20 protein-coding genes, 1 tRNA gene and 1 riboswitch are annotated in these 22,267 nt (G+C 72.8%); of the genes, 15 read left to right on the top strand and 6 right to left on the bottom strand.

Annotated features, from left to right (window positions below; genetic code table 11):
- Positions 1-195: 195 nt before the first annotated feature.
- The 3 genes from ACGFWJ_RS09840 (at position 196) to ACGFWJ_RS09830 (ending at position 3,581) form a co-directional block, all read left to right on the top strand.
- Positions 196-1,563 carry a S8 family serine peptidase gene (locus tag ACGFWJ_RS09840; RefSeq protein WP_392947146.1) on the top strand — a complete coding sequence of 456 codons (1,368 nt, stop codon included), beginning with the start codon at positions 196-198 and terminating at the stop codon, positions 1,561-1,563.
- Between the two features lie 130 nt (positions 1,564-1,693).
- A complete protein-coding gene (locus tag ACGFWJ_RS09835; RefSeq protein WP_392947143.1) occupies positions 1,694-2,023 on the top strand; it encodes a hypothetical protein in 330 nt (109 codons plus the stop codon).
- A 55-nt stretch (positions 2,024-2,078) separates the two neighbouring features.
- Complete coding sequence (locus ACGFWJ_RS09830) at positions 2,079-3,581, top strand: hypothetical protein (protein WP_392947141.1); 1,503 nt, start codon at positions 2,079-2,081, stop codon at positions 3,579-3,581.
- A gap of 182 nt (positions 3,582-3,763) precedes the next feature.
- Here the strand turns inward: ACGFWJ_RS09830 and ACGFWJ_RS09825 are convergent.
- Positions 3,764-3,835: transfer RNA gene (locus tag ACGFWJ_RS09825), tRNA-Cys, on the bottom strand.
- A 276-nt stretch (positions 3,836-4,111) separates the two neighbouring features.
- A riboswitch (guanidine-III (ykkC-III) riboswitch) is annotated at positions 4,112-4,178 on the top strand.
- A 33-nt stretch (positions 4,179-4,211) separates the two neighbouring features.
- Between ACGFWJ_RS09825 and ACGFWJ_RS09820 the strand changes: the two genes are divergently transcribed.
- Both ACGFWJ_RS09820 and ACGFWJ_RS09815 read left to right on the top strand, forming a co-directional pair.
- The gene (locus ACGFWJ_RS09820; RefSeq protein WP_387647532.1) at positions 4,212-4,526 is read left to right on the top strand and encodes a DMT family transporter; all 315 of its coding nucleotides are present in this window, start codon (positions 4,212-4,214) and stop codon (positions 4,524-4,526) included.
- A 112-nt stretch (positions 4,527-4,638) separates the two neighbouring features.
- On the top strand, positions 4,639-6,081 hold the full coding sequence (locus ACGFWJ_RS09815; protein WP_392947138.1) for an MFS transporter: 1,443 nt from the start codon (positions 4,639-4,641) through the stop codon (positions 6,079-6,081).
- 96 nt (positions 6,082-6,177) lie between these two features.
- On the opposite strand, the gene ACGFWJ_RS09810 is transcribed toward ACGFWJ_RS09815, so the two are convergent.
- The gene (locus ACGFWJ_RS09810) at positions 6,178-7,488 is read right to left on the bottom strand and encodes a hypothetical protein (RefSeq protein ID WP_392947136.1); all 1,311 of its coding nucleotides are present in this window, start codon (positions 7,486-7,488) and stop codon (positions 6,178-6,180) included.
- A gap of 287 nt (positions 7,489-7,775) precedes the next feature.
- On the opposite strand from ACGFWJ_RS09810, the gene ACGFWJ_RS09805 reads away from it, so the two are divergent.
- Positions 7,776-10,304, top strand: coding sequence for a phosphatidylglycerol lysyltransferase domain-containing protein (locus ACGFWJ_RS09805; protein WP_392947133.1), 2,529 nt, complete (start codon positions 7,776-7,778; stop codon positions 10,302-10,304).
- 89 nt (positions 10,305-10,393) lie between these two features.
- Positions 10,394-11,014: a class F sortase gene (locus ACGFWJ_RS09800; RefSeq protein WP_392947130.1), complete on the top strand. Its 621-nt coding sequence runs from the start codon at positions 10,394-10,396 to the stop codon at positions 11,012-11,014.
- Positions 11,015-11,049: 35 nt separating this feature from the next.
- Here ACGFWJ_RS09800 and ACGFWJ_RS09795 read toward each other — a convergent pair whose 3' ends face one another.
- Positions 11,050-11,547, bottom strand: coding sequence for an SsgA family sporulation/cell division regulator (locus ACGFWJ_RS09795; RefSeq protein ID WP_392947128.1), 498 nt, complete (start codon positions 11,545-11,547; stop codon positions 11,050-11,052).
- A gap of 178 nt (positions 11,548-11,725) precedes the next feature.
- Between ACGFWJ_RS09795 and ACGFWJ_RS09790 the strand changes: the two genes are divergently transcribed.
- The 6 genes from ACGFWJ_RS09790 to ACGFWJ_RS09765 all read left to right on the top strand — a co-directional run bounded on the left by ACGFWJ_RS09790 (position 11,726) and on the right by ACGFWJ_RS09765 (position 17,688).
- Positions 11,726-12,883, top strand: coding sequence for a sigma-70 family RNA polymerase sigma factor (locus ACGFWJ_RS09790; RefSeq protein ID WP_392947125.1), 1,158 nt, complete (start codon positions 11,726-11,728; stop codon positions 12,881-12,883).
- 184 nt (positions 12,884-13,067) lie between these two features.
- The gene (locus ACGFWJ_RS09785) at positions 13,068-14,891 is read left to right on the top strand and encodes a DEAD/DEAH box helicase (RefSeq protein WP_392947256.1); all 1,824 of its coding nucleotides are present in this window, start codon (positions 13,068-13,070) and stop codon (positions 14,889-14,891) included.
- A gap of 229 nt (positions 14,892-15,120) precedes the next feature.
- A complete protein-coding gene (locus tag ACGFWJ_RS09780; RefSeq protein ID WP_392947123.1) occupies positions 15,121-15,354 on the top strand; it encodes a TM2 domain-containing protein in 234 nt (77 codons plus the stop codon).
- Positions 15,355-15,434: 80 nt separating this feature from the next.
- A complete protein-coding gene (locus tag ACGFWJ_RS09775; protein ID WP_392947253.1) occupies positions 15,435-15,812 on the top strand; it encodes a DUF2752 domain-containing protein in 378 nt (125 codons plus the stop codon).
- Between the two features lie 361 nt (positions 15,813-16,173).
- Positions 16,174-16,824 carry an IclR family transcriptional regulator gene (locus ACGFWJ_RS09770; RefSeq protein WP_043914174.1) on the top strand — a complete coding sequence of 217 codons (651 nt, stop codon included), beginning with the start codon at positions 16,174-16,176 and terminating at the stop codon, positions 16,822-16,824.
- Between the two features lie 57 nt (positions 16,825-16,881).
- Positions 16,882-17,688, top strand: a complete 807-nt coding sequence (locus ACGFWJ_RS09765; protein WP_392947120.1) for a S16 family serine protease — start codon at positions 16,882-16,884, stop codon at positions 17,686-17,688.
- A gap of 37 nt (positions 17,689-17,725) precedes the next feature.
- Here the strand turns inward: ACGFWJ_RS09765 and ACGFWJ_RS09760 are convergent, their stop codons facing one another.
- The 3 genes from ACGFWJ_RS09760 to ACGFWJ_RS09750 form a co-directional block, all read right to left on the bottom strand.
- Positions 17,726-18,493 carry an IclR family transcriptional regulator gene (locus tag ACGFWJ_RS09760; protein WP_392947117.1) on the bottom strand — a complete coding sequence of 256 codons (768 nt, stop codon included), beginning with the start codon at positions 18,491-18,493 and terminating at the stop codon, positions 17,726-17,728.
- A gap of 159 nt (positions 18,494-18,652) precedes the next feature.
- Positions 18,653-19,183 (bottom strand): Lrp/AsnC family transcriptional regulator, encoded by a 531-nt coding sequence (locus tag ACGFWJ_RS09755; protein ID WP_392947114.1) that lies wholly within the window; start codon positions 19,181-19,183, stop codon positions 18,653-18,655.
- A 56-nt stretch (positions 19,184-19,239) separates the two neighbouring features.
- The gene (locus ACGFWJ_RS09750) at positions 19,240-19,851 is read right to left on the bottom strand and encodes a hypothetical protein (RefSeq protein WP_392947111.1); all 612 of its coding nucleotides are present in this window, start codon (positions 19,849-19,851) and stop codon (positions 19,240-19,242) included.
- A gap of 167 nt (positions 19,852-20,018) precedes the next feature.
- On the opposite strand from ACGFWJ_RS09750, the gene ACGFWJ_RS09745 reads away from it, so the two are divergent.
- Positions 20,019-20,723 (top strand): response regulator transcription factor, encoded by a 705-nt coding sequence (locus tag ACGFWJ_RS09745; RefSeq protein WP_387647500.1) that lies wholly within the window; start codon positions 20,019-20,021, stop codon positions 20,721-20,723.
- A 17-nt stretch (positions 20,724-20,740) separates the two neighbouring features.
- Positions 20,741-22,123 (top strand): ATP-binding protein, encoded by a 1,383-nt coding sequence (locus ACGFWJ_RS09740; protein ID WP_392947250.1) that lies wholly within the window; start codon positions 20,741-20,743, stop codon positions 22,121-22,123.
- The last annotated feature ends 144 nt before the right edge of the window (positions 22,124-22,267 follow it).

Raw genomic sequence — 22,267 nt, 5'->3', positions numbered from 1 at the left:
CGCTCGTCATTCCGGGCGGTCGCAGGCGGCCGGGGTGTGACGGGCCGAAATGTTGTGGGCTCGTCATCTGGGGTCTGCGCAGCGGTCGGGCCGGGCGATACGATCGGACTGTCCTGCGTTCCGGGGGCGTTGCGAGAACGAACGGGCTGTCACACGACTGACGGGGTACTGATGAGGCTGACGAGACTCACGCGCGTGCTCGGCGCGACCACGCTGACCGCGGGGTTCCTGCTTGCAGGACTGCCGGCGGCGTCCGCGGACCAGGTGCGTGACGGGCAATGGGCGAACCAGCTCTTCAACCTCGACAAGGTGTGGTCGATCACCAGGGGCGAGGGCGTCACCGTCGCGGTCATCGACGAGGGAGTGGACGCCAACCACCCGGACCTTGCGGGCCGTTTGTTGCCGGGGTACGACCCGAGCGGTGGCGGTAACGAAGTGAAGCCCACCGACCCGCACGGTACCCAGGTGGCGAGCCTGATCGCCGGCCAGGGCCACGGCAGTGGCAATGGCGACGGTGTGGTGGGCCTGGCTCCCGGGGCCAAGATCCTGCCGATTTACAAGGTGAACTCTCGTGGCAGCAACGGGGTTCCAGAGGGTATCAAGTGGGCGGTGGATCACGGCGCAAAGGTGATCAACATTTCGCTGGGCAGTGCGGATGCCAGTGAGCGTGATCAGGACGCGATTGCCTATGCCTACCAGCACGATGTCTTGGTCGTGGCCGCCACTGGCAACGACGGAGCTTCGGTGGGGTATCCCGCAGCGTTCCCGGGGGTCCTCGCCGTTGGCGCGGTCGCTCAGGACCTGAAAATCTGGCCAAAGTCCAACTATGGTCCGGAAGTGCTCCTTTCGGCACCCGGCGTGCAGATTGTCGCTGCAGGCGCCTGCGGTGGGAGTCAGTACTGCAGGGAGGCCGGTACCTCGTTCGCGGCTCCGTATGTCTCTGCTGCTGCGGCTCTGGTGCGGGCGAAGTTCCCGAAGTTGACGGCCGGTCAAGTCGCGGAGCGGTTGGTCAAGTCCGCATCGCGGCCAACAGGGGTGAGCAAGCTTCCCGACGAGCACTACGGCTATGGCGTTGTCCGCCCGTACGAGGCGCTGACGATGGATATTCCGGCGGGGTCCGCCCAGGGGCCGTTGACACTTCCGTCCGGCGTGAACGATGGCGGCTCGAGTCCTGCGGCCAGCGCCGGGGCGACCGCCGGCAGTGGAAGTTCCGCTGATCCAGGTTCCGGCCTTGGGAATCCTGGGGCGGCGCCGGAGCTGAAGCAGTCGAAGACCTCGACCACTCCGCTGATCCTCGGTGCGGCCGGCGGCGCGGTGGTGTTGCTCATCGTGATCATCGCGATCGTGGTGGCGAACAGCCGGAGGCGCAACCGGTCGCAGGGCATTCCCGCGCAGCCGGGTGGTCCGGCTCCGTACGGTGCTCCGCAGGGTTGGCCGCCGGCTCAGGCCCAGCAGCCGCCGTACGGTCAGCAGCAGGGAGCTCCGCAGTACGGTCAGCAGCCGCCGCCGGGCTACCCGCCGCAGCCGCCGACGTCCTATCAGAACCCGTACCAGGGACAGTAATCAGGCGCGTCGAGGGCGTGTCAATACACCCTCGAAACGCGATACGATCGAACGCTCTGAGCAAACGGTCAGCCCACCCGCCAGAGCGCTACCACGGGGAAGTTTCGACACTCCAGGGGGAGAGGGCCTCGTGTCCGACGGATTCAGCGTAAACCCGGATGAGCTGGAGGCAGTTGTCAAGCGACTGCGGGCCCTCCAGCAGAACATCAGCACCTGCGGCACCAATACGAAGTACAAGACCGACATCTCTCGGGATGCCTTCGGCGGCAACTTCGTCGAGGCGCAGGCGCTGTATGACGCGCACGGCAAGATGCAGGCGTTCCTGACCAAGACGATCGCGGATCTTGACGCCCTGATCAACGAGTACGGCGACAAGACCCAGCTCGCTCATGCCAGGTACACCGGCGTTGAGCTCGACAAGCAGGCGACGATGAACCAGCTGAACCCGAGGACGGTCTGACATGGCGTCACACAAGACTCCGTTCGACAGCTACGCCCTCATCCCGCTCAAGGACATGGTCGGGCACTCCAGCCCGGACCGGATCCGCGAGGTCGGCGATCACTGGAAGAACGTTCACCAGGAACTGAACGACGTCGCCGCGAAGCTGCAGGAGGCCGTGCAGCACGCCTCCGCGAACTGGGAGGGTGCTGCGGCCCAGGGCTTCGCGCAGAAGGGCGGTCAGATCCAGCAGAGCCTGACCAACACCGCTGCGCATGCGTCGAACACCTCGGTCGCCATGAACTATGCGGCGACCGCGCTGCAGCAGACCAAGTCGACGATGGGCCAGATCAAGGTTCCCGGCTTCTGGGACCGGGTGGGCAAGACTCTCAACGACGGCTTCGCCTCCTCCGACGAAGGCCTCAAGCGGGACCTTGCCTCGGGGATGAACCGCATCGACGCGGTGAACAAGAACGCCCATGAGCTGTCGGCGACCGAGGTCGCCCACCAGTACGCGATCGGCGTCATGGAGCACCTCGGCCCCCAGTACCTCGAGGCGGCGAGCTATCTGGACAATCCGCCGGCGAGCGTTGGTGACGGCGGGACCCGCGAGGCCTTTCCGCCCCCGCCGCAGGTCAGCCCCCCGCCCGGGCACACCCCGCCCAGCTCCCCGATGCCGAAGTACCCCGAGGGGCACCCGAAGGACCTGCCCCCGCCCGGGTATGTGCCGCCGGGTGACCCGAGGGCTCCGATGCCCGGGATCCCGAACCAGCCGAATCCGCTGCCGCCCGGGCATGGCGGGGTGGTGCCTTCGCCGGGACAGCCTTGGACTCCGCCTGCGGGGACGGGGCTGGACGGGTGGACTCCGCCTGACACCGGGGTCGGCGGGGGCGGTCACCCCGGTGGTGGGCTGCCTGGTGGGGTGGGAACCCTGCCGGGGCCCGGTACTGGTGGTGGCGGGTCCGGTGGTGGTGGCATCGGCGGTGGCGGTGTCTACCTGCCCGGCGGCGGTGGCCTGCCTGGTGGCGGGTCCGGTGGCGGCGGCCGTGGCGGTGGCGGCGGTGGCCGTGTCGGCGGCGGTCTTCCGACCGGCGGGCTCGGGACCGGTGGTGCCGGCGGTGGCAAGGTCGGCGGTTCCGCCGGTGCTGGTGCCGGTGCAGGCGGCAAGGCCGGTGGTGTCGGCGGTGCCGGTGCCGGCGGCGCGGGTGCTGCGGGTGGCCGTGGTGCGGCCGGTGCCGGTGGTATGGGCGGCGGCATGCACGGTGGCGGCATGGGTGGTGCCGGTGGCGCGAAGGGCGGTGCCGGCGCCAAGGGCGGCAGCGGCCTGGTGCGCAAGGCCGGTGGCACGATCGGTGGTGCCAAGGCCGGCGGTGCCGGTGGCCGTGCGTTCACCGAGGGCGGTTCGGGCATCGGCAAGGGCCGGGGTGCCGGACAGGGCGGTGCGGCCGGTATGCACGGCGCGCCGGGTTCCGGGAGCGCCAACCGGAAGAAGAAGAACGAGGGTCACCGTCCCGACTACCTGGTCGAGGACGAGGAGACCTGGCGCGGTGGCACGGCGAACCCCGGGGTCATCGAGTAGCAAGAGGCAGTAGGCAGCGGCGGGCGCCGGTGATGGTCCTGAGGGATCGTCGCCGGCGCCCGTTGTCATGAGGGGTGCTATGAGGCGCCGACAGCGGCGAAAAGGGGAATGGAAATGGAAATGGGCAGCTGAATTCACCGGGCGCGGCGGTGCACATTTCGCGCCCGGTGAATTCCGGGGAGAGACCGTGACGGGATTCGAACCCGTGTTAACCGTTTTGCAGACGGTTCCCTGGACCACTCGGGTACACGGTCGTGAAGGGGTGCGCGCAGGCGTCAACCAGCCTGTCGGCGCGGGGGAGTTGCGGTCAGGCGCAACAGGAGAGGGAACACCGGCAGCCGGGACAGGGGGCACAGGTGCGGGGCGCTGCGAGGGCCGCCGTCTTCCTGTTCATCGCCTTCTCCTGCCGTCGGGGGCTGCTCCGGTTCGTTCCGGTGAATTCACTATAGCGGGCGGGCGCCGGGCGGCGTCAATAGAAAGCGCTAATTCGCGTATGAATTCCGTGTGTCGGCGCTGTGCTACGGTCGGATCGAGGCGGGTGCTGGTGGCCCGTCCCGGACGAGGTGCGTCGTACCCGGTATGACAAGACGGCGCGGTAGGTGGTTCGACTACTGCGAGGAGTCCGTCGTCATGGCGTGGGTGGTTCTGATCGTTGCCGGTGTGCTGGAGACCGTCTGGGCGGTGGCCCTGGAGGCCAGCAAGGGGTTCTCGCGACTGGTGCCGAGTGTGGTGTTCCTGGTGGGGCTGGTGCTGTCGATGGGCGGGCTGGCGTACGCGATGCGGTCGATCCCGTTGGGGACGGGCTACGCGGTGTGGGTGGGCATCGGCGCGGTGGGGACGGCGCTGTACGGGATGGTGGCGCTGGGGGACGCGGTGAGTGCGGCCCGGATCACCTGCCTGGTGCTGATCCTGGCGGGGGTGGTGGGGCTGAAGGTGCTGCACTGAGGCCGGGCGGGTCCTAGGGCCGGCGGCGGAGGTCCCGTTCCGTCGAAGGGCCGTCCGAGAGGCCGTCCACGGGTCAGGATCAAACGGCCAGGACGGCACTTACCATATCGAGGTGACCACCACCTCCCCGGCCGAAACGGCACTACCGCAGCAGATATCCGACGACGACGGCACGGGAGGGGTGCTCAGCGGGCCCTGGCGGGCGTTGACGCTGGGCATCGTCTCGGTGGTGCTGCTGCTGGCGTTCGAGGCGACCGCCGTGAACACCGCGATGCCGACCGCGGCCCAGCAGCTCGACGGCGTCGGCCTGTACGCGTTCGCGTTCTCCGCGTACTTCACCACCACGCTGCTGGCGATGGTGGTGTCGGGGCAGTGGTGTGATCGGCGCGGGCCGCTGGCGCCGCTGTTCACCGGGATCGCGGTGTTCGCGGCCGGACTGGTGACGGCCGGCACCGCCGTGAACATGTGGATGTTCGTCGCGGGCCGGGCGGTGCAGGGTCTGGGCGGCGGGCTGGTGATCGTCGCGCTGTACGTGGTGGTCGGCCGGGCGTTCCCGGAGCGGCTGCGGCCGGCGGTGTTCGCGGCGTTCTCGGCGGCCTGGGTGCTGCCGTCGATCCTCGGCCCGGTGATCTCCGGTGCGGTCACCCAGAACCTGGGCTGGCGCTGGGTGTTCCTCGCGGTGCCGGCGCTGGTGCTGCTGCCGCTCGCGGTGATGGGCCCGGCGCTGCGCCGCTCCGAGCGCCGTCAGCCGCCGCTCAAGGCGCAGCCGTACGACTGGCGGCGGACCCGGGACGCGGCGATGGTCGCGGTCGGTGCGGCGCTGTTGCAGTACGCGGGTCAGCGGCTGGACGTCTGGGCGCTGCTGCCGGCGGCCGCGGGGGTGGCGCTGATCGGTCCGGCGGTGCTGCGGCTGCTGCCGAAGGGGACGCTGCGGGCTGCCCGAGGCCTGCCGACGGTGATCCTGCTGCGCGGGCTGGCTGCGGGCGCGTTCTTCGCGGCCGAGCTGTTCATCCCGCTGATGATGCAGACCCAGCGCGGCCTGTCGGTGACGATGGCGGGCCTGACGCTGGCGCCGGGCGGACTGTCCTGGGCGCTGGGGTCGTGGCTGCAGGGCCGACCGGGCGCGGAGCGCTACCGGGGGGCGATGATCCGGTACGGGTTCGTGCTGACGGCGGTGGCGATCGGCGCGGCGGCGCTGGTGCTGTTCTCGTCGGTGCCGGTGTGGGTGACGGCGGCGGCCTGGGCGGTCGGCGGCGCCGGCATGGGTCTGGCGATCGCCAGCATCAGCGTGCTGATGATGAAGCTGTCGGCGCCGGAGGAGACGGGTGAGAACTCGGCGGCGCTGCAGCTGAGCGACGCGCTGGGCAACGTGCTGCTGACCGGTCTGGCGGGCGTGCTGTTCGCGGCGCTGGGCGGCGGCGCGGTGAGCGCGGTGGCGCAGGACACGGCGCTGCCGGCCGGGGCGTTCGCGGCGGTGTTCCTGACCATGCCGGTGGTGGCGCTGCTCGGTGCGGCGCTCGCCGGCCGGGCGCTGGTGGCCCGGGCGGAGAGCTGACGGGCCGACCGAAGAGCTGGCGAGGGCCAGAGCGGCCGACCGAACGGTCACGGGCCACCGGCCGGGCGGCGGTGGCCCGGCAGCAGGGCTGAGGACCTACTTGCCGCCGGCCACCGGCGGCACCGACGGCCGGGTGGTGGCGGGGCCGGAGCCGGCGGTGCCCGCTCCGCCGAGGTAGCTGTTCCAGCCGGCCTCGGGGCTCTGGCCGGGGCTGAGGGCCTGAAGCTTCTTGAGCACCGCCGGGTCCTGCACCTCCAGCCACTCGACCAGCTGCCGGAAGGACACCATCCGGACCTCGGGCTTGTCGGCGATGGCCTTCAGGGTCTCCTCGACGGCGTTCATGTAGATGCCGCCGTTCCAGCCCTCGAAGTGGTTGCCGATGATGAACGGCGCCCGGTTGCCGTTGTAGGCGCGGTCGAAGCCGGCCAGGTAAGCGTCGCGGGCCTGGTTCTGCCAGAAGGCGCGGCGGCCGGGGTCGCCCTTGGTGTTGTCGCCGGACTGGTTGTACATGATGTTGTAGTCCATCGAGAGCACCTGGAAGGTGTGCCCGGGGAACGGGATGGACTGCAGCGGCATGTCCCACAGCGCGCCGCCGGCGAACTTCTGCGGCCACATCTGCAGGCCGCCGGGGCCGGAACTGTCGTACTTCCAGCCGCGCTTGACGGCGGTGGGCAGCAGGCCGCGCTGGCCCTCCAGGCAGGGGGTGCGGCCGCCGATCAGTTCCTTGCGGTAGTCGAAGGGCAGCGCGGGCAGGTCGGTGTTGCCGGTGTTGGTCTTCCAGTTCATGACGAAGTCCATCGCCTGCTGGATCTCGCTGTCCCAGTCCTCGGGGGACCAGCGGCCGCCGCCGTTGGCGCCGCAGAAGTGCCCGTTGAAGTGGGTGCCGATCTCGTGGCCGTCCAGCCAGGCCGCGCTGATCTGCTCGATGGTGGAGCGGATGTGCGCGTCGCTCAGGTAGCCGATGTCGGAGGCGCCGACGGAGTGCTGCGGCGGGTGGTACATGGACTTCTTCGACTCGGGCAGGGTGTAGATGCCGGAGAGGAAGAACGTCATGCTGGCGTTGTGGTCGTTGGCGAGCTGCCGGAACCGGCTGAACAGGCGGTCGTCGAGCTCGCCCGCGCCGTCCCAGGAGAACACCACGAACTGCGGTGGCTTCTGGCCGGGTTCCAGCGGTTCGGGGGTGGGCTGGCCGGGCTGCGGGCCGGTGTCGGAGGTGGAGCCGTCGCCGATCATGGTGGCCGGGGGCCGGGGGACGGTGCTGGAGCCGCCGCTCGCGGCGACGCCGTCGGCCCGGGCGGGCGCGTCGGCGTTGCTCCCGTTCCCGGAGGTGCTCGCGCACCCGGCCGCGAGAGTGGCGGCGGTCGCCGCTCCGGCGGCCAGCAGTGTCCTGCGGGAGAGGGCGTCCATGTCTCACGTCCGTTCACCAGGGAGTAAGGGGATGGCACCGGCCGGAGGGACGGTCCATCAGGTGAAATGACCGATGCGTCGTCCGGGGGGAGTCGGCCCCAGCATCGCACGGGCCGCCGCGCCGTGCTGGTAGGCAAGGCCCGGGGTACGGATGACCGGGGGACACCACGCCGAAAGGCTCACCTGTTCGGCGCACCGGGCCGGAGCGGCACCGGTCCCCACGAGCTGAGCTGGCATCAGATGGCACGGACCGGATCGGACCCTGGACACGGAGGTCGCACCCGCCGATGTGGCAGTCGCTGCTGGACGCCTACCGGGACCGGATCGTCGACACCGGACGGGAGCCGCTGTTCCTGCTGCTGCTCGGCCTGGTGCTGTCGTTCCTGTTCATCCGGATCAGCACCCGGCTGATCCGCGCCCAGGTCCGCTGGTGGCCCGGCAACGTCGCCCCGGGCGGGCTGCACATCCACCACGTGGTGTTCGGCCAGGCCCTGCTGCTGATCTGCGGCGTCTCCGCGTTCGCGGTGCGCGGCGACGGCGGCTCCTGGTGGAACCTGCTCGGCTTCGGGTTCGGCGTCGGCTGCGGGCTCGTGCTGGACGAGTTCGCGCTGGTGCTGCACCTGAAGGACGTGTACTGGTCCACCCAGGGCCGCACCTCGGTGGACGCCGTGATGCTCGCCATCGCCACCATCGGACTGCTGCTGCTCGGCGAACTCCCGCTCGGCGGCTTCGCCCGCCACCCCGACGGGCCGACCCTGGCGGGGGCCTGCGGGCTGCTCGCCCTGGTGGTGGTCAGCCTGCTCAAGGGCAAGACCTGGACCGGGCTGCTCGGCATCATGCTCTGGCCGCTCGCCCTGGTCGGCGCCCTGCGGCTGGCCCGGCCGCAGAGCCCGTGGGCCCGCTGGCGCTACCGCTCCCGGCCGCGCCGGCTGGCCCGCGCCGAGCGGCGCGAGGAGCGCATCCACCGCCGTCTGGTCGCCGCCAAGACCACCGTCTACGACCTGGTGGCCGGCACCCCCGACGACCACGAACCCGCCGCTCCGCCGGTGCCCGGGCTCGCCGCCGAGCGGCGGCCCGCCGCCGTCGAGCCGCCGCCGGCCGCGGTTGAGCTGCCGCCGCCCGCGTCGTGGCGGCTGCGCTGCGCCGCGTTCGTCCAGTGGTACCTGCGGATCGCCACCCTGATCGACCTGCTCGGCGCCGTCGTCGCCCCGTTCCGCGCGGAGGTCCAACGGATCGACCGGGGCGAGTACTTTGCGCCCGTGCTGGTCACCTCCGGGTTCACCACCGCGCTGCTGGCCGGGCTGCTCGCCGTGATGCTGCGCCGCCGCAAGCGGGCCGCCTGGATCGCCGCGCTGGCCGTCGTCCTGGTGCACGCCGCGCTGTACGGGCTGGCGCTGGCGTTCCCCGAGTTCCGCGCCCACCCGTTCAACTGGTTCTCCTTCGCGCTCACCCTCGCCGTGCTGGCGGCGCTGGTGCTGAGCCGCCCGGTGTTCCGGGTGCGCGGCGGGCGCGGCAACCTGCCGCTGGCCGCCGCCGTGCTGGTGACCGGCAGCGCGCTGCTCACCGGCCTCGGCGCGGTCGCCGTCCGGCTCGGGCACGCCGACGGCGTCCCGAGCTGGGGCGAGGCCGCCCGCTACGGCCTGCTGCGGCTGGTCACGCTGTCCGGCGTCGTCCGGGTCACCGACGTGGACGTGCCGCGCTGGATCGACCTCGTGCTCAACCTGCTGGGCACCGCCCTGCTGCTGCTCACCCTGCGGATCCTGCTGCGCTCCCCACGCGGCACCGAGTGGCAGAGCCCCGAGGAGGAGCTGAGGCTGCGTGAACTGCTGGCGCGGCACGGCGGGCGGGACTCGCTCGGCTACTTCGCGCTGCGCCGCGACAAGTCGCTGTGCTTCTCGGCCAGCGGCAAGGCCGCCGTCGCCTACCGGGTGGAGAACGGTGTGGCGCTGGCCTCCGGCGACCCGATCGGCGACCCGGAGGCATGGCCGCAGGCCATCGAGGAGTGGCAGCGGCGGGTTCGCGCGCACGCCTGGATCCCCGCCGTCACCGGCGTCGGCGAGCAGGGCGGCACCGTGTACGCCCGGGTGGCGGGGCTGCGGGCGCTGCACCTCGGCGACGAGGCGGTGGTCGAGCCGGCCCGGTTCACCCTGGACGGCCGGGAGATGCGCGGACTGCGGCAGACCTGCGGCCGGGTCGAGCGGGCCGGGTACCGGGTGGTGATCCGCCGCCACCGCGACATCCCCGCCGAGGAGTTCGCCGACCTGGTGCGGCTCGCCGACGCCTGGCGGCACGGCCGCACCGAACGCGGCTTCTCGATGGCGCTCGGCCGGCTCGGCGACCCCGCCGACGGCGACTGCCTGATCGCCGAGTGCCGCGACGAGGCCGGCCGGACCGCCGCCCTGCTGTCCTTCGTCCCCTGGGGGGACGACGGGCTGTCGCTGGACCTGATGCGGCGCGACCGGGAGTCCGACAACGGGCTGGTCGAGTACACCGTGGCGCGGCTGCTCGAACAGGCCCGGGACGGCGGGCCGGCGGTGCGGCGGGTGTCGTTGAACTTCGCGATGTTCCGCGAGGTGTTCGAGGAACGGCTCGGCGCCGGGCCGGTGCTGCGGCTGTGGCGCGGGGTGCTGCGGTTCCTGTCCCGCTGGTGGCAGCTGGAGTCGCTGTACCGGGCCAACGCCCGCTACCGGCCGCACTGGCAGCCCCGGTTCGTGCTGTACGAGAAGCCCTCCGAGCTGCCCGCGATCGGCCTGGCCGCCGCGCTCGCCGAGGGCTTCCTGACCCGCCCCCGGCTGCGCCGCGGCCGCAGGGCCTGAGGGCCGGTCACCCGGGCGGAACGGCGGAGGTGCCGGGGCGGGCGGTGCTGGATTGACTGGTGCCTGTCCCGGAGGGAACGGAGGGTTCGGTGGGCGAACGGACGTGGGGCCGGGCGGGGCTGGCCGCGGGGGCGATCGTGGCCGGGGCCTGGCTGCTGCACGGGGGCCTGCTGGGCACGCTGCCGCCCGCCCCGCTCGCCGCGCAGGCGTACGACGGGACGCCGGTGGGGCCTGCGGTGCCGCCGCTGCCGTCCTCGCCGCCGGTGCGGATCCGGATCCCGGTGCTGGGCGTGGACGCCCCCGTCGGCCCGCTGGGCCTGGACGGGGAGGGGCGCCTGCAGCCGCCGCCCGAGGAGGACGGCACCCTGACGGGCTGGTACCGGGGCAGTGCGGCGCCCGGCTCGAGCGGCGCGGCGGTGCTGGCCGGGCACGTCGACACCGCGCACGGCCCGGCGGTGTTCTACCGGCTGGGCGCGCTGCGCAGGGGCGACCTGGTGGAGGTCGCCCGGGCCGACCGGGCCACCGCCTGGTTCCAGGTGGACGGCGTGGAGGTCTATTCGAAACGGGAGTTCCCGGACACCAAGGTGTACGCGGCCACCCCGGACGCCCAGCTGCGGCTGATCACCTGCGGGGGTGCCTACACCCGCGAGGGCGGCTGGGAGGGGAACGTGGTGGTGTACGCACATCTGGTACGCACCCAACGGGCCTGACGTTTACCCGCGGGATACGTGGCGCTGGCGGGAACTCAGGCCAGCAGCTGGGCCAGCGCGCGGTCGCAGTCCAGGTGCCGCAGCTCCTGCCCCTCCGGGACGGCCAGGTGACTGCGCCACAGGAAGCGGCGCAGGTCGGCGCGGGCGAACTGGAGCAGCGCGACGCCCTCCGGGGAGCGCAGTTCGACCATGGTGCGCATGCCGTACGCGGGCCGGATCCGGACGTCGCCCTCGCCGGCCGCCCGGTCCAGGCCGACGGAGAGCAGCTGGCGGGCGAACACCCACTCGATGTCGGGCGCCGACGGGTCGGCGGGGGCGGTGTCGAACGGGTCGTTCGGGTCGTGCGGGCCGTGCGGGTCGTACGGATCGGTGTCGGAGGCGTCCACGGCGTACTCGGCGGGGAAGACCATCCGGACCGCCAGCGGGTCCTCGCAGCAGTAGCGCAGGGTGACCCGCAGCAGGGCGGAGCGGTGGGTGCCGAGGATCAGTCGGGCCTGGGTGTGTTGCTCGATCGGCGCGGGTGCTGGGGACACGACGTTTCCTCCGGAGTGTGGGGTGCGTTGCGCGGGGTGCGACCGGTGTCGCCTCCCGTGACTGAAGAGTCGGAAGGGGCAGGAGGAATTACACCGGTTTTGGGGCCATTTTGAGTGATCTGCGCCACATTGATGGGGATCAGCCGGGCATTTCGGCCGTCGAGTGTGGGGGTGTTGTGTGTGTTCGTACGGTCTCCCGGGCAGGATCGCGGGAGCGGACCGGGCCGCCGCCGGTCCGGCGGGGCCAGGGGAGGACAAGATCGCCGAGTCATCAGCGCGGACGGCCGGGCGCCCGCCGCTCGCCGCGTACACCGAGCTGTACCGGAGCCACCACCCCGGCCTGCTGCGCTACGCCGGCATCCTCACCGGCGGCGACCACTGGCGGGCCGAGGACCTCGTCGCGGAGGCCCACCTGCGGGTGTGGCGGCGGCTGGCCGCCGGGCAGCGGATCGAGGACCCGCGCGCCTACCTGGCCACCACCGTCCGCCACCTGGCCGCCGCCCCGGTCCGCGAGCGGGCCGCCCCGGACGTGCCCGGCGGCGAGAGCGCGGACCCGGCCGCGGGCGTGGCCGAGACCGACCGGATGCGCCGACTGCTCGCCCGGCTGCCCGAGCGGTGGGCGCACGCGCTGTGGCTGGCCGAGGTGGAAGGGCTGCCGCCCCGCGAGATCGGGGCCCGGTTCGGGGTGCGGCGCGGCGCGGCGGCGGTACTGGTGCACCGCGCCCGCGAGGGCCTGCGGCTGGCCTACCTGCGGGAGTATCCGGGCAGCCCGTGCGACCCGGCCTGCGCCGGGCACTGGGAGACGCTCGCCGGGCACGCCCGCGGCCGGGCCGGACGGCGGGCCGGGCAGCGGGTGGAGCGCCACCTGCCGCACTGCGCGGACTGCCGGCGCCGGCTGACCCTGCTGCGCCGGGTCAACCTGGGCCTGGCCGGACTGGTGGGCAGCGCGATGGCGCTGCTGGCCGCGCTGGTCGCGCCCCCGGCGGGTGCCGCCGGGCAGCGCGGCGGCGAGCCCGCGTGCGAGGTGGGCTACCGGATCACCGCGCAGGCCGGCGGCCGGTTCCAGGCGCTGCTGACCGTCCGCAACACCACCGACCGCCCGATCGGCGACTGGACGCTGAGCTGGCCGCTGGCCGACGGCGAGCACCTGGTGGCACCCCGGCCGGGCACCGGGCAGGCCCACGAGGTGGCCGGGGCGGTGCTGCTCGACGAGGGCGCCGCGCTGCTGCCCGGCGCCAGCGCGGAGACCGGGTTCACCGGCGCCGCGGCGGGCCCGCACAGCGTCCCGGACGCGATCACGGTGAATGGTCGGCCGTGCCGCGTGAAGGTGTGGTGAGGGCCGCGCGGCGGGAGTGGGACGCGCGCCACAAGGGCCCTCCATCGCCGTTGTCCGCCCCCCGGAAGGGGCTAGGCTGGGCAGGTTCCACGACCGCCCGCAGACCGCGGGAAAAGGGCCTTGCATAGGCTCTGACCTGCGACGACCCCGTTCGGAGACCGTGACTACCGCCGCCTCCTCACCGATGGCCCCGCTGTTCTCGCACGCCGACAGCCTCCACCCCCGTCCCACCGGCACCTCCGCCGCCGCACACCTCTCCCCGGCCTTCCCCGGCCGCGCCCCCTGGGGTACCGCGGGCAAGCTCCGCGCCTGGCAGCAGGGCGCGCTGGACAAGTACATCGAGAAGCAGCCCCGGGACTTCCTGGCGGTCGCCACCCCGGGCGCCGGAAAGACCACCTTCGCCCTGACCCTGGCGTCCTACCTGCTGCACAACCACCTGGTGCAGCAGGTCACCGTGGTCGCGCCCACCGAGCACCTGAAGAAGCAGTGGGCCGAGGCCGCCGCCCGGATAGGAATCCGGCTGGACCCGGCGTACTCCTCGGGTCCGCTGTCCAAGGACTTCCACGGCATCGTGGTGACCTACGCGGGCGTCGGCGTCAATCCGATGCTGCACCGCAACCGCACCGAGGCCCGCAAGACGCTGGTGATCATGGACGAGATCCATCACGCCGGCGACTCCAAGTCCTGGGGCGAGGCCTGCTTCGAGGCGTTCGAGCCCGCCACCCGCCGGCTCGCGCTGACCGGTACGCCGTTCCGCTCGGACACCAACCCGATCCCGTTCGTGCACTACGACGCGGGCAGCGACGGCATCCGCAAGTCGATCGCCGACTACACCTACGGCTACGGGCACGCGCTCGCCGACCACGTCGTCCGACCGGTGATCTTCCTCAGCTACTCCGGCAACATGCGCTGGCGCACCAAGGCCGGCGACGAGCTGGAGGCCCGGCTCGGCGAGCCGATGACCAAGGACCTGATCGCCCAGGCCTGGCGCACCGCGCTGTCCCCGCAGGGCGAGTGGATCCCGGCGGTGCTGCAGGCCGCCGACCGGCGGCTGACCGAGGTCCGCAAGGGCATCCCGGACGCCGGCGGCCTGGTGATCGCCACCGACCAGACGGTGGCCCGCGCCTACGCCAAGATGCTGCGCGAGATCACCGGCGAGAAGGTCACCCTGGTGCTCTCCGACGAGACCGAGGCGTCCAAGCGGATCTCCGACTACGCCGAGGGCACCTCGCGCTGGATGGTCGCGGTGCGCATGGTGTCCGAGGGCGTCGACGTGCCCCGGCTGTGCGTCGGCGTGTACGCCACCTCGATCTCCACCCCGCTGTTCTTCGCGCAGGCCGTCGGCCGCTTCGTGCGTGCCCGCAAGCGCGGCGAGACCGCCTCGGTGTTCCTGCCGACCATCCCGATGCTGCTCGGCTTCGCCAACGAGATGGAGCTCCAGCGCGACCACATCCTGGACCGTCCGAAGAAGGACGGCGAGGGGCTGTTCGACGAGGAGGACCGGCTGCTCGCCGAGGCCGAGAAGGCCAACGACGGGCCGGACACCGGCAGCGAGGAGTTCTCCTACGAGGCGCTGGGCAGCGAGGCGGTCTTCGACCGGGTGCTGTACAACGCCATGGAGTTCGGCATGCAGGCGCACCCCGGCAGCGAGGAGGAGGAGGACTACCTCGGCATCCCGGGCCTGCTCGAACCCGACCAGGTGCAGATGCTGCTGCAGAAACGTCAGCACCGGCAGATCCAGCGCTCCAAGGCCCGCCCCGCCGAGGAGGCCGACCTGATCGAACTGCCCGCCGACCAGCGCCCGGTGGTCACCCACCAGGAGCTGCGCGAGCTGCGCAAGGAGCTGAACGCGCTGGTCGCGGCCTGGCACCACCGCACCACCCAGCCGCACGGCACCATCCACAACGAGCTGCGCCGCCAGTGCGGCGGTCCGCTCACCGCGCAGGCCACCGCGAACCAGCTGAAGGCGCGGATCGGGCGGATCCGGGAGTGGGCGACGCAGGGCTGACGAGGCGATGGGCTGACTGGGCGTCAAGAACCTTGGGTCGGAGGGTTCGCGGAGGAAATTTGGCTTTCGATTAGAGAAAGTGTGCAGACATCCAGTCTTATCTTCCGTTAATCTTCCGCGTGCCAGCGCCTGGACGCCTCACCCCGAGGTGCCGTCCGACGCCGGCTGCCCATGTCGAGGCGTGCCGTCCACGCGCGCCCGGCCGTCTGCACCGAACGAGGAGCCTTTCGTGGCGTACAACGCCCAGCCCGAGCTGTCCGACAAGTCCAAGGTCGTCGCCGGCATCCTGCAGATCCTGCTCGGCGGCTTCGGCGTCGGCCGCTTCTACACCGGCCACATCGGCATGGGCATCGCGCAGCTGCTCACCTGCGGTGGCATGGGCATCTGGGCGCTGATCGACGGCATCATCTTCCTGGTCAGCGACACCCGCACCGACGCCCAGGGCCGTCTGCTGCGCAGCTGATCTTGAGCGCCGAGGCGAACGGCCGGCACCCCCGCCCCGCGGACACCCGCGGCGGGGGTGCCGGCCTTTCGCCGTTCGCCCTGCTGCGCCACCCCGCCGCCGGCCCGCTCGGGCTGCTCGCCGCGGGGCTGGCCGGCGCCGCCTACCTGTACACCCGGAACCCGCACCTGCCCGGGCAGTCCCTGCCGTTCTGTCCCTGGCGTCGGCTGACGGGCCTTCAGTGCCCCGGCTGCGGCGGCACCCGGATGACCTGGGACCTGCTGCACGGCGACCTGATCGCCGCCTGGCACGACAACGCCGCGCTGCTGCTCGCGCTCCCCTTCGTCGCCGCCTGGTACCTGGTGCGGCTGCGCCACGGACTGGCCGGCCGGCGCTGGAAGCTGCGGCTCTCGCCGCGAACCGTCGCCGCCATCCTGGTCGCCGCCGGGCTCTGGACCGTCGGCCGCAACGTCCTCTGATCCCTCTGAATCCCTCGCCGCGGAGGGCCGCTGTCCGGCTACCGGTCAGATATCGAACACCAGAGCGATCCGACTCGGAGTTTTGCGCGTCTTGTCCGTTTTTTCATCGCGACTTTCCAACGATGTGGATCGGATTTTGAACAACTACTTCCGTAGCGCGCCTCCCGTTCACTAGCGTCTCCCCAATCCGTTCGGGCCCCACCCCCAGCTCGGCCGGGCAACCGCGGAGCCCTGCGACCGGCCGACCTCGCCGTGGCCGGACTCCCACGCCGGACACCCCGCTGGCGTGTGATCAATTCCGGTGCGGCCCGCGGCAGTTGTGTCGTAGGGTCGGACTCGCCGCGGAAAGGACCTGGCGTTCGTGACTGCTGAGACCTCCCAGACCCTGGACCGGGGTGTCCGGGTACTGAAACTGCTCGCCGACTCCGAGCGCGGGCTGACCGTGACCGAACTGGCCGCCCGACTGGCCGTCAACCGCACGGTGGTGTACCGCCTGCTGGCCACCCTGGAACAGCACGGCCTGGTCCGCCGGGACATCGGCGGCCGCGCCCGGGTCGGCCTCGGCGTGCTGCGCCTCGCCCACCGGGTGCACCCGCTGCTGCGCGAGGCCGCGCTGCCCGCCCTGCGCTCGCTCGCCGAGGACCTCGGCGCCACCGCCCACCTCACCCTGGTCGACGGCAACGAGGCGCTCGCCGTCGCCGTGGTCGAACCGACCTGGACGGACTTCCACGTCGCCTACCGCACCGGCCTGCGCCACCCGCTCACCGAGAGCGCGGCCGGCCGGGCGATCCTGGACGCCCGGGGCTTCCCCGGCCAGCGCCGCCCCGAGCAGGGCTTCGTGATCACCCGCGCCGAGGAGCAGTCCGGCGCCTGCGGGGCCGCCGCCGCGCTGATCGGCCTGAGCGGCATCGAAGGCAGCGTCGGCGTGGTGATGCTCAACGGCCTGGTGCCCGAGCGGGTCGGCCCGCGCGTGGTGGAGGCCGCCACCGAGGTCGCCGACGCACTGCGCTGAACCGGCCGATCCGCGCGGCCGTCCCTGGGGGCCGCCCCGGTGTGTTTGGATGCGGGTGTGCCTCTCCAGAACCTGCCCACGGCCCTGACCGCCCCGCGCAGCCGCGCCCTCGCCCTGTGCGCGCTGCCGGTGCTGGCACTGTTCGCGGTGGCCGCGTTCACGCCGCTGCCCTTCACCGTGGAATCGCCGGGCCGGACCGCCGACACCCTGGGCGTGTACGACGGCACCCAGGTGATCACGATCAGCGGGGCGGCGCAGCGGCAGACCTCCGGGCAGCTGCGGGTGGTGACCGTCGAGGCGACCGGCCCGGGCCAGCGCAACACCCTGTGGGACTCGCTGGCGTCCTGGGTCGACCCGAAGCGGGCGGTGGTGCCGACCGAGGAGGTCTACCCGCAGACCGACCCGAACAAGGCCAACCAGGCGACGCAGCAGCAGATGACGCAGTCCCAGGACAGCGCCACCATGGCCGCGCTGAACTACCTGCACCTGTCGCCCGAACAGGTGAACGTCCAGATCCGGCTCGGGGAGATCGGCGGACCGAGCGGCGGGCAGATGCTGGCCCTGGGCATCGTCGACAAGATCGCCGGCGACGGCAACGGCGGCGACCTGACCGGCGGGCGGGACGTGGCCGGCACCGGCACCATCGACGCGGACGGGCGGATCGGCCAGGTCGGCGGCATCCCGCTCAAGACCCAGGCGGCGCGCAACGCCGGCGCCACGGTGTTCCTGCTGCCGCGCAGCGAGTGCACGCAGGGCGAGGTCAACACCCCCGACGGGCTGCAGCTCGTCCCCGTGGACACGCTGTCCGAGTCGATCGCCGCCCTCAAGGCGGTGCGCGAGGGCGGCGCCGTCCCGCACTGCTGAGCCGGCCCGCACTGCTGATCCGGCCCGCACGCCCGGCCTAGACGCCGAACGCCGCGGTCGCCAGGTCCTCGCCGACCCGGGCCCGCAGCTGCTCGGCCACCGCCGTCAGCCGGTGCGCCTGCGAGGCGGGCAGTGCCACCGCGACCGCCGCGAGGTCGCTGCCCAGCACGATCGGCACCGCCGCCCCCACCACCCCCAGCTGGTACTCCTGGTACTGGGTGATCGGCGCGGCCCGTTGCGGCCCCGGCCCGGGCAGCAGCGGCAGCTGGGACGGCTCGCGAAGGGTGTACGGGGTGAACGGCACCATCGGGTGGCGCGCCAGGTGCGCCCGGCGCTCCTCGGCGGACAGCAGCGCCAGCAGGGTCTTGCCGCTCGCGTGGGCGTGCGCGGCGATCCGGAAGTTCGCCGGATCGACGGTGGCGGCGCCGGGCGCGGCCCGGGCGGCGACCAGCTCGACCTCGCCGTCCTTGTACCGGGCGTAGTGCACGGCCGCGTTCAGCTCGTGGGCGATCCGGCCGAGCACCCGGTCCAGCCGGATCCGCCCGGCCTCCGGCCCGTCCAGCCGGTTTTCCACGCTCAGCCCCGACACCGCGGGGCCGGTGCGGTACCGGCCCTCCCGGCGCTCCAGGTACCGGTCGTGCACCAGGGTGCGCAGCAGGTGGTAGGTGGTGCCGAGGGCCAGTCCGGTGTCCCGGGCGAGCTGCTTGGCGGTGGCGCCGGTCGGGTGCTGGGCGGCCGCCTCCAGCAGCCGCAGGGCGCGCTGCGCGGAGGTGATCAGGGTGGGCGCCGGGGTGACCCGCCTCATCGCGGTGCCCGGGGGGTGCGGGCGGCCGGCCGGCCCTGGGAGGGGATGGCCCCGGGGGTCATGATGACGGCGTTGACTGCGTACATGAGCCATAGGCATATGCCAAAAATCGCCCGCCGTCACCCGTGGACACGCCAGAACGGCCCCGCCGACCCGCCGTCAGGCCCCGTCCGGGACCCCCGCGGCCTGCTCCACCAGCGGCAGGACCCGGAACGGCACCGGGTTCTCCAGGGCGATAGCGGTGGACGCCCGGACGATCCCGTCGAAGCACACCACCCGGTCGATCACCCGTTGCAGATCCGCGTTCGACCGGGCCACGATCCGCACCAGCATGTCGCCCTGCCCGGTGATGGTGTGCAGCTCCAGCACCTCCGGGACCGCCGCCAGGTGCGCCCGCACGTCCGTGCCCTGGCCCTGGGAGATCTCCAGGGTCGCGAACGCCGTCACCGGGTAGCCCAGCGCCGCCGGGTCCACCTGCGGGCCGAACCCGCCGATCACCCCGCGTGCCTGCAGCCGGTCCAGCCGGGCCTGCACGGTGCCGCGCGCCACCTGCAGGCGGCGTGAACACTCCAGCACCCCGATCCGCGGCTCCTCCGCGAGCAGCCGGATCAGTTTTCCGTCCAGCGCGTCGATGGCATCGGGCTGCGGGGGCACGGCGGGCTCCTCGGTGGTGCGGGCGTCGACCGACATTGTGGGGTCGGCACGGCCCGCCCGTCAGCCCCCGCCGGGCGACGCGTCCGGTGTCGTCAGCCCGGGACGACCTGCACGTCGGGCTGGTAGCCGTTCCAGGTCACGTACACCTGGGAGACCCGGTCGTCCTTGCTGAACAGGACCCGGATCCACTGGTCGCCGTGCCAGACCTGCATCGCCCACCCCGCCTCGGGGGTCGCCGACACCAACTCGGCGTCGTGCTCCCGCAGATCGACCGCCACCCGGCCGCCCGGCATCAGGTAGCTGTGCACCGTCCCGGTCGGGCTCGGCGAGGTGCGGGCCGTCATGGTGTTGTTGTGGGACGGGGAGGGCTGGCCGCGGCTCTGGCCCGGGCTCGGATTCGGGCCCGCGTTCGGGTTCTGGTTCGGGCCCTGGGTCGCGCTCGGGTCCGGGTCCGGATCGGGGTGCGGGGCGGTCGAGCCGCTCGGGCCGTCCGGGCCGGGCGGCAGGGCGCCCGTCGCCGAGGGTGCGGGCGGCACCGTCACCGCGGGCCCCGGCTGCGAGGACACCGTCGACGGCAGGGGCAGCGCCACCGGCCCTTCGTACACCGTGTCGGCGAGCACCGCGTGCACACCGAGCCAGGACAGCGCCACCGCCGCCCCGGTGGCCGCCGTCCAGGCGCCCAGTTGAACCCATCCGCTCCGCATCGCGGGCCCATCCTGCCGTACTCGGGTCACAGGCAGGTCAGTGCCCCGGTCATTCCTCAGCAAGCTTGCGGATCACGGCTCCAGAGGACCCGTCAGGCGCCGGCCGGACCCGTTCGGGCCACCCAAGGTACAGACCAGTTGGTCGGGATGCCGTACCGTGCAGCCCCATGGCAACAGTGCTTGTGGTCGAGGACGACCCCTTTGTGCGTTCCGCCCTGATCCGCCATCTGGCCGACTCCGGCCACGCCGTGCGCTCCGTCGGCACCGCCCTGGAGGCGTTGCGCGAAGTCGCCCAGGTCGGCTGCGACCTGGTGATCCTCGATCTGGGCCTGCCCGATCTGGACGGCAGCGAGGCGCTCAAGATGATCCGCGGACTGACCAACGTACCGGTCATCATCTCCACGGCCCGTGACGAGGAGGCGGAGATCGTCCGGCTGCTGAACGACGGCGCCGACGACTATCTGGTGAAACCTTTCTCCGGAGAGCACCTGACGGCCCGGATGGCCGCCGTCCTGCGCAGGCTCGGCGGCGGCTCCCTGATGGCCCCTCAAATCCTGCGGGTCGGCGGCCTCGCCATCGACCCGCAGCGCCGCGAGGCCCTGCTCGACGGAGAACGCCTCGACCTCACCCGGCGCGAATTCGACCTGCTGGCCTTCCTCGCCGCCAGACCCGGCGTGGTCGTCCCGCGCAAGGAGATCCTCGCCGAGGTGTGGCGGCAGACCTACGGCGGCGACCAGACCATCGACGTCCACCTGTCCTGGCTGCGCCGCAAACTCGGCGAGACCGCCTCCAGCCCGCGCTACCTGCACACCGTGCGCGGCGTCGGCGTCCGGCTGGAAGCGCCCTCGGAACCGGTCGGGTGCACGACATGAAGCGCCTGCTCCGCTCGCTGCGCTGGGCGATGGTCAAGGCCGCCATCGCCGGCACCGTCATGGTCGCGCTGGCGTTCCTCATCCCGCTCGGCCTGGTCGTCCAGCACACCGCCCGCGACCGGGCCTTCACCGCCGCCCAGCGGCAGGCCGCCGCGCTCGGCCCCGCGCTCGCCATCACCACCGACCGGGACGCCGTCGCCCGCGCCCTGGCCTCCACCGAGGCCGGCGCCCAGGACCGCCTCGCCGTCCACCTGCCCGGCGGCCAGGTGGTCGGCCGCGGCCGGGTCGACGCCGGGCAGCTCGGCTCCACCGAGGACCCGAGCCGCGGGGCGCGGACCGGCACCCTGCGCACCCCCGGCGGCTACGCCCTGCTTCAGCCCGTCGCCGTCGACAACGGCCGGGTCGCCATGGTCGAGGTGTTCGTCCCGGACTCCGATCTGTCGCGCGGCGTCGGCACCGCCTGGCTGGTGCTCTCCGGCGTCGCGCTCGCCCTGGTCGCGGTCTCCGTCGCGGTCGCCGACCGCATGGGCGCCCGGATCGTCCGCTCCGCCCGCCGCCTCGCCACCGCCGCCCGCACGCTCGGCTCCGGCAACCTCACCGTCCGGGTCCCGGTCGACGGCCCCGAGGCGGCCGGCGCACCCGAAGAGCTCCGGGAGGCCGCCTACGCGTTCAACGCCATGGCCGACCGCGTCGTCCACCTGCTCGCCGCCGAACGGGAACTCGCCGCCGACCTCTCGCACCGGCTGCGCACCCCGCTCACCGTGCTCCGGCTCAACGCCGCCGCACTCGGCGCCGGCGACGCCGCCGACGCCACCCGGCACGCCGTCGCGCAGCTCGAACGCGAGGTCGACCAGATCATCCGCAGCGCCCGCCGGGACCCGGTGGACGCCCCGCCGGTCGTGCTCGGCTGCGACGCCGTCGAAGTGATCCGCGAACGCGTCGCCTTCTGGTCCGCCCTCGCCGAGGACGAGGGCCGCCCCTGGCAGCTGGCCGGCGACCAGGAACCGGCACCCGTGCCCGTGCAGCGCGGCGACCTGGCCGCCGCCGTCGACGCGCTGCTCGGCAACGTGTTCCGGCACACCGCCGTCGGCACCGCCTTCGCCGTCGACCTGACCGCCGACGAGGACGGCGTCACCGTCCTGGTCGGCGACGCCGGACCGGGCTTCGCCGACCCGGCCCCGGAGATCCGCCGCGGCGCCGGCCACGGCGGCGAAGGCTCCACCGGCCTCGGCCTGGACATCGTCCGCAAACTCGCCGAGAGCACCGGCGGCGACGTCACCCTCGGCCGCTCCGCCGCACTCGGCGGCGCCCAGATCGCGGTGCGGCTCAACACCCGCACCCAAGTCGAACTGCCGCGCCAGCAACGGCGCCGCCCCGGCCGGCTGATCCGCAAGGACTGACGGACCGATGACCCGACACAGCAGCTGTTACCGCGGGGGCGACAGCTCGGTGTCGCTCCTCTTCCTTAAGTACTCCCTAGTACCTCCTCAGCGGCGCCTGATGCCGCCCCGGCCGCGCCGATCCGGCCCGCCCGCCCGGCTAGG

It is taken from the genome of Kitasatospora sp. NPDC048407, from assembly GCF_043200475.1.
GTDB lineage: Bacteria > Actinomycetota > Actinomycetes > Streptomycetales > Streptomycetaceae > Kitasatospora.
This window is presented reverse-complemented; position numbering and strand designations above follow the sequence as displayed.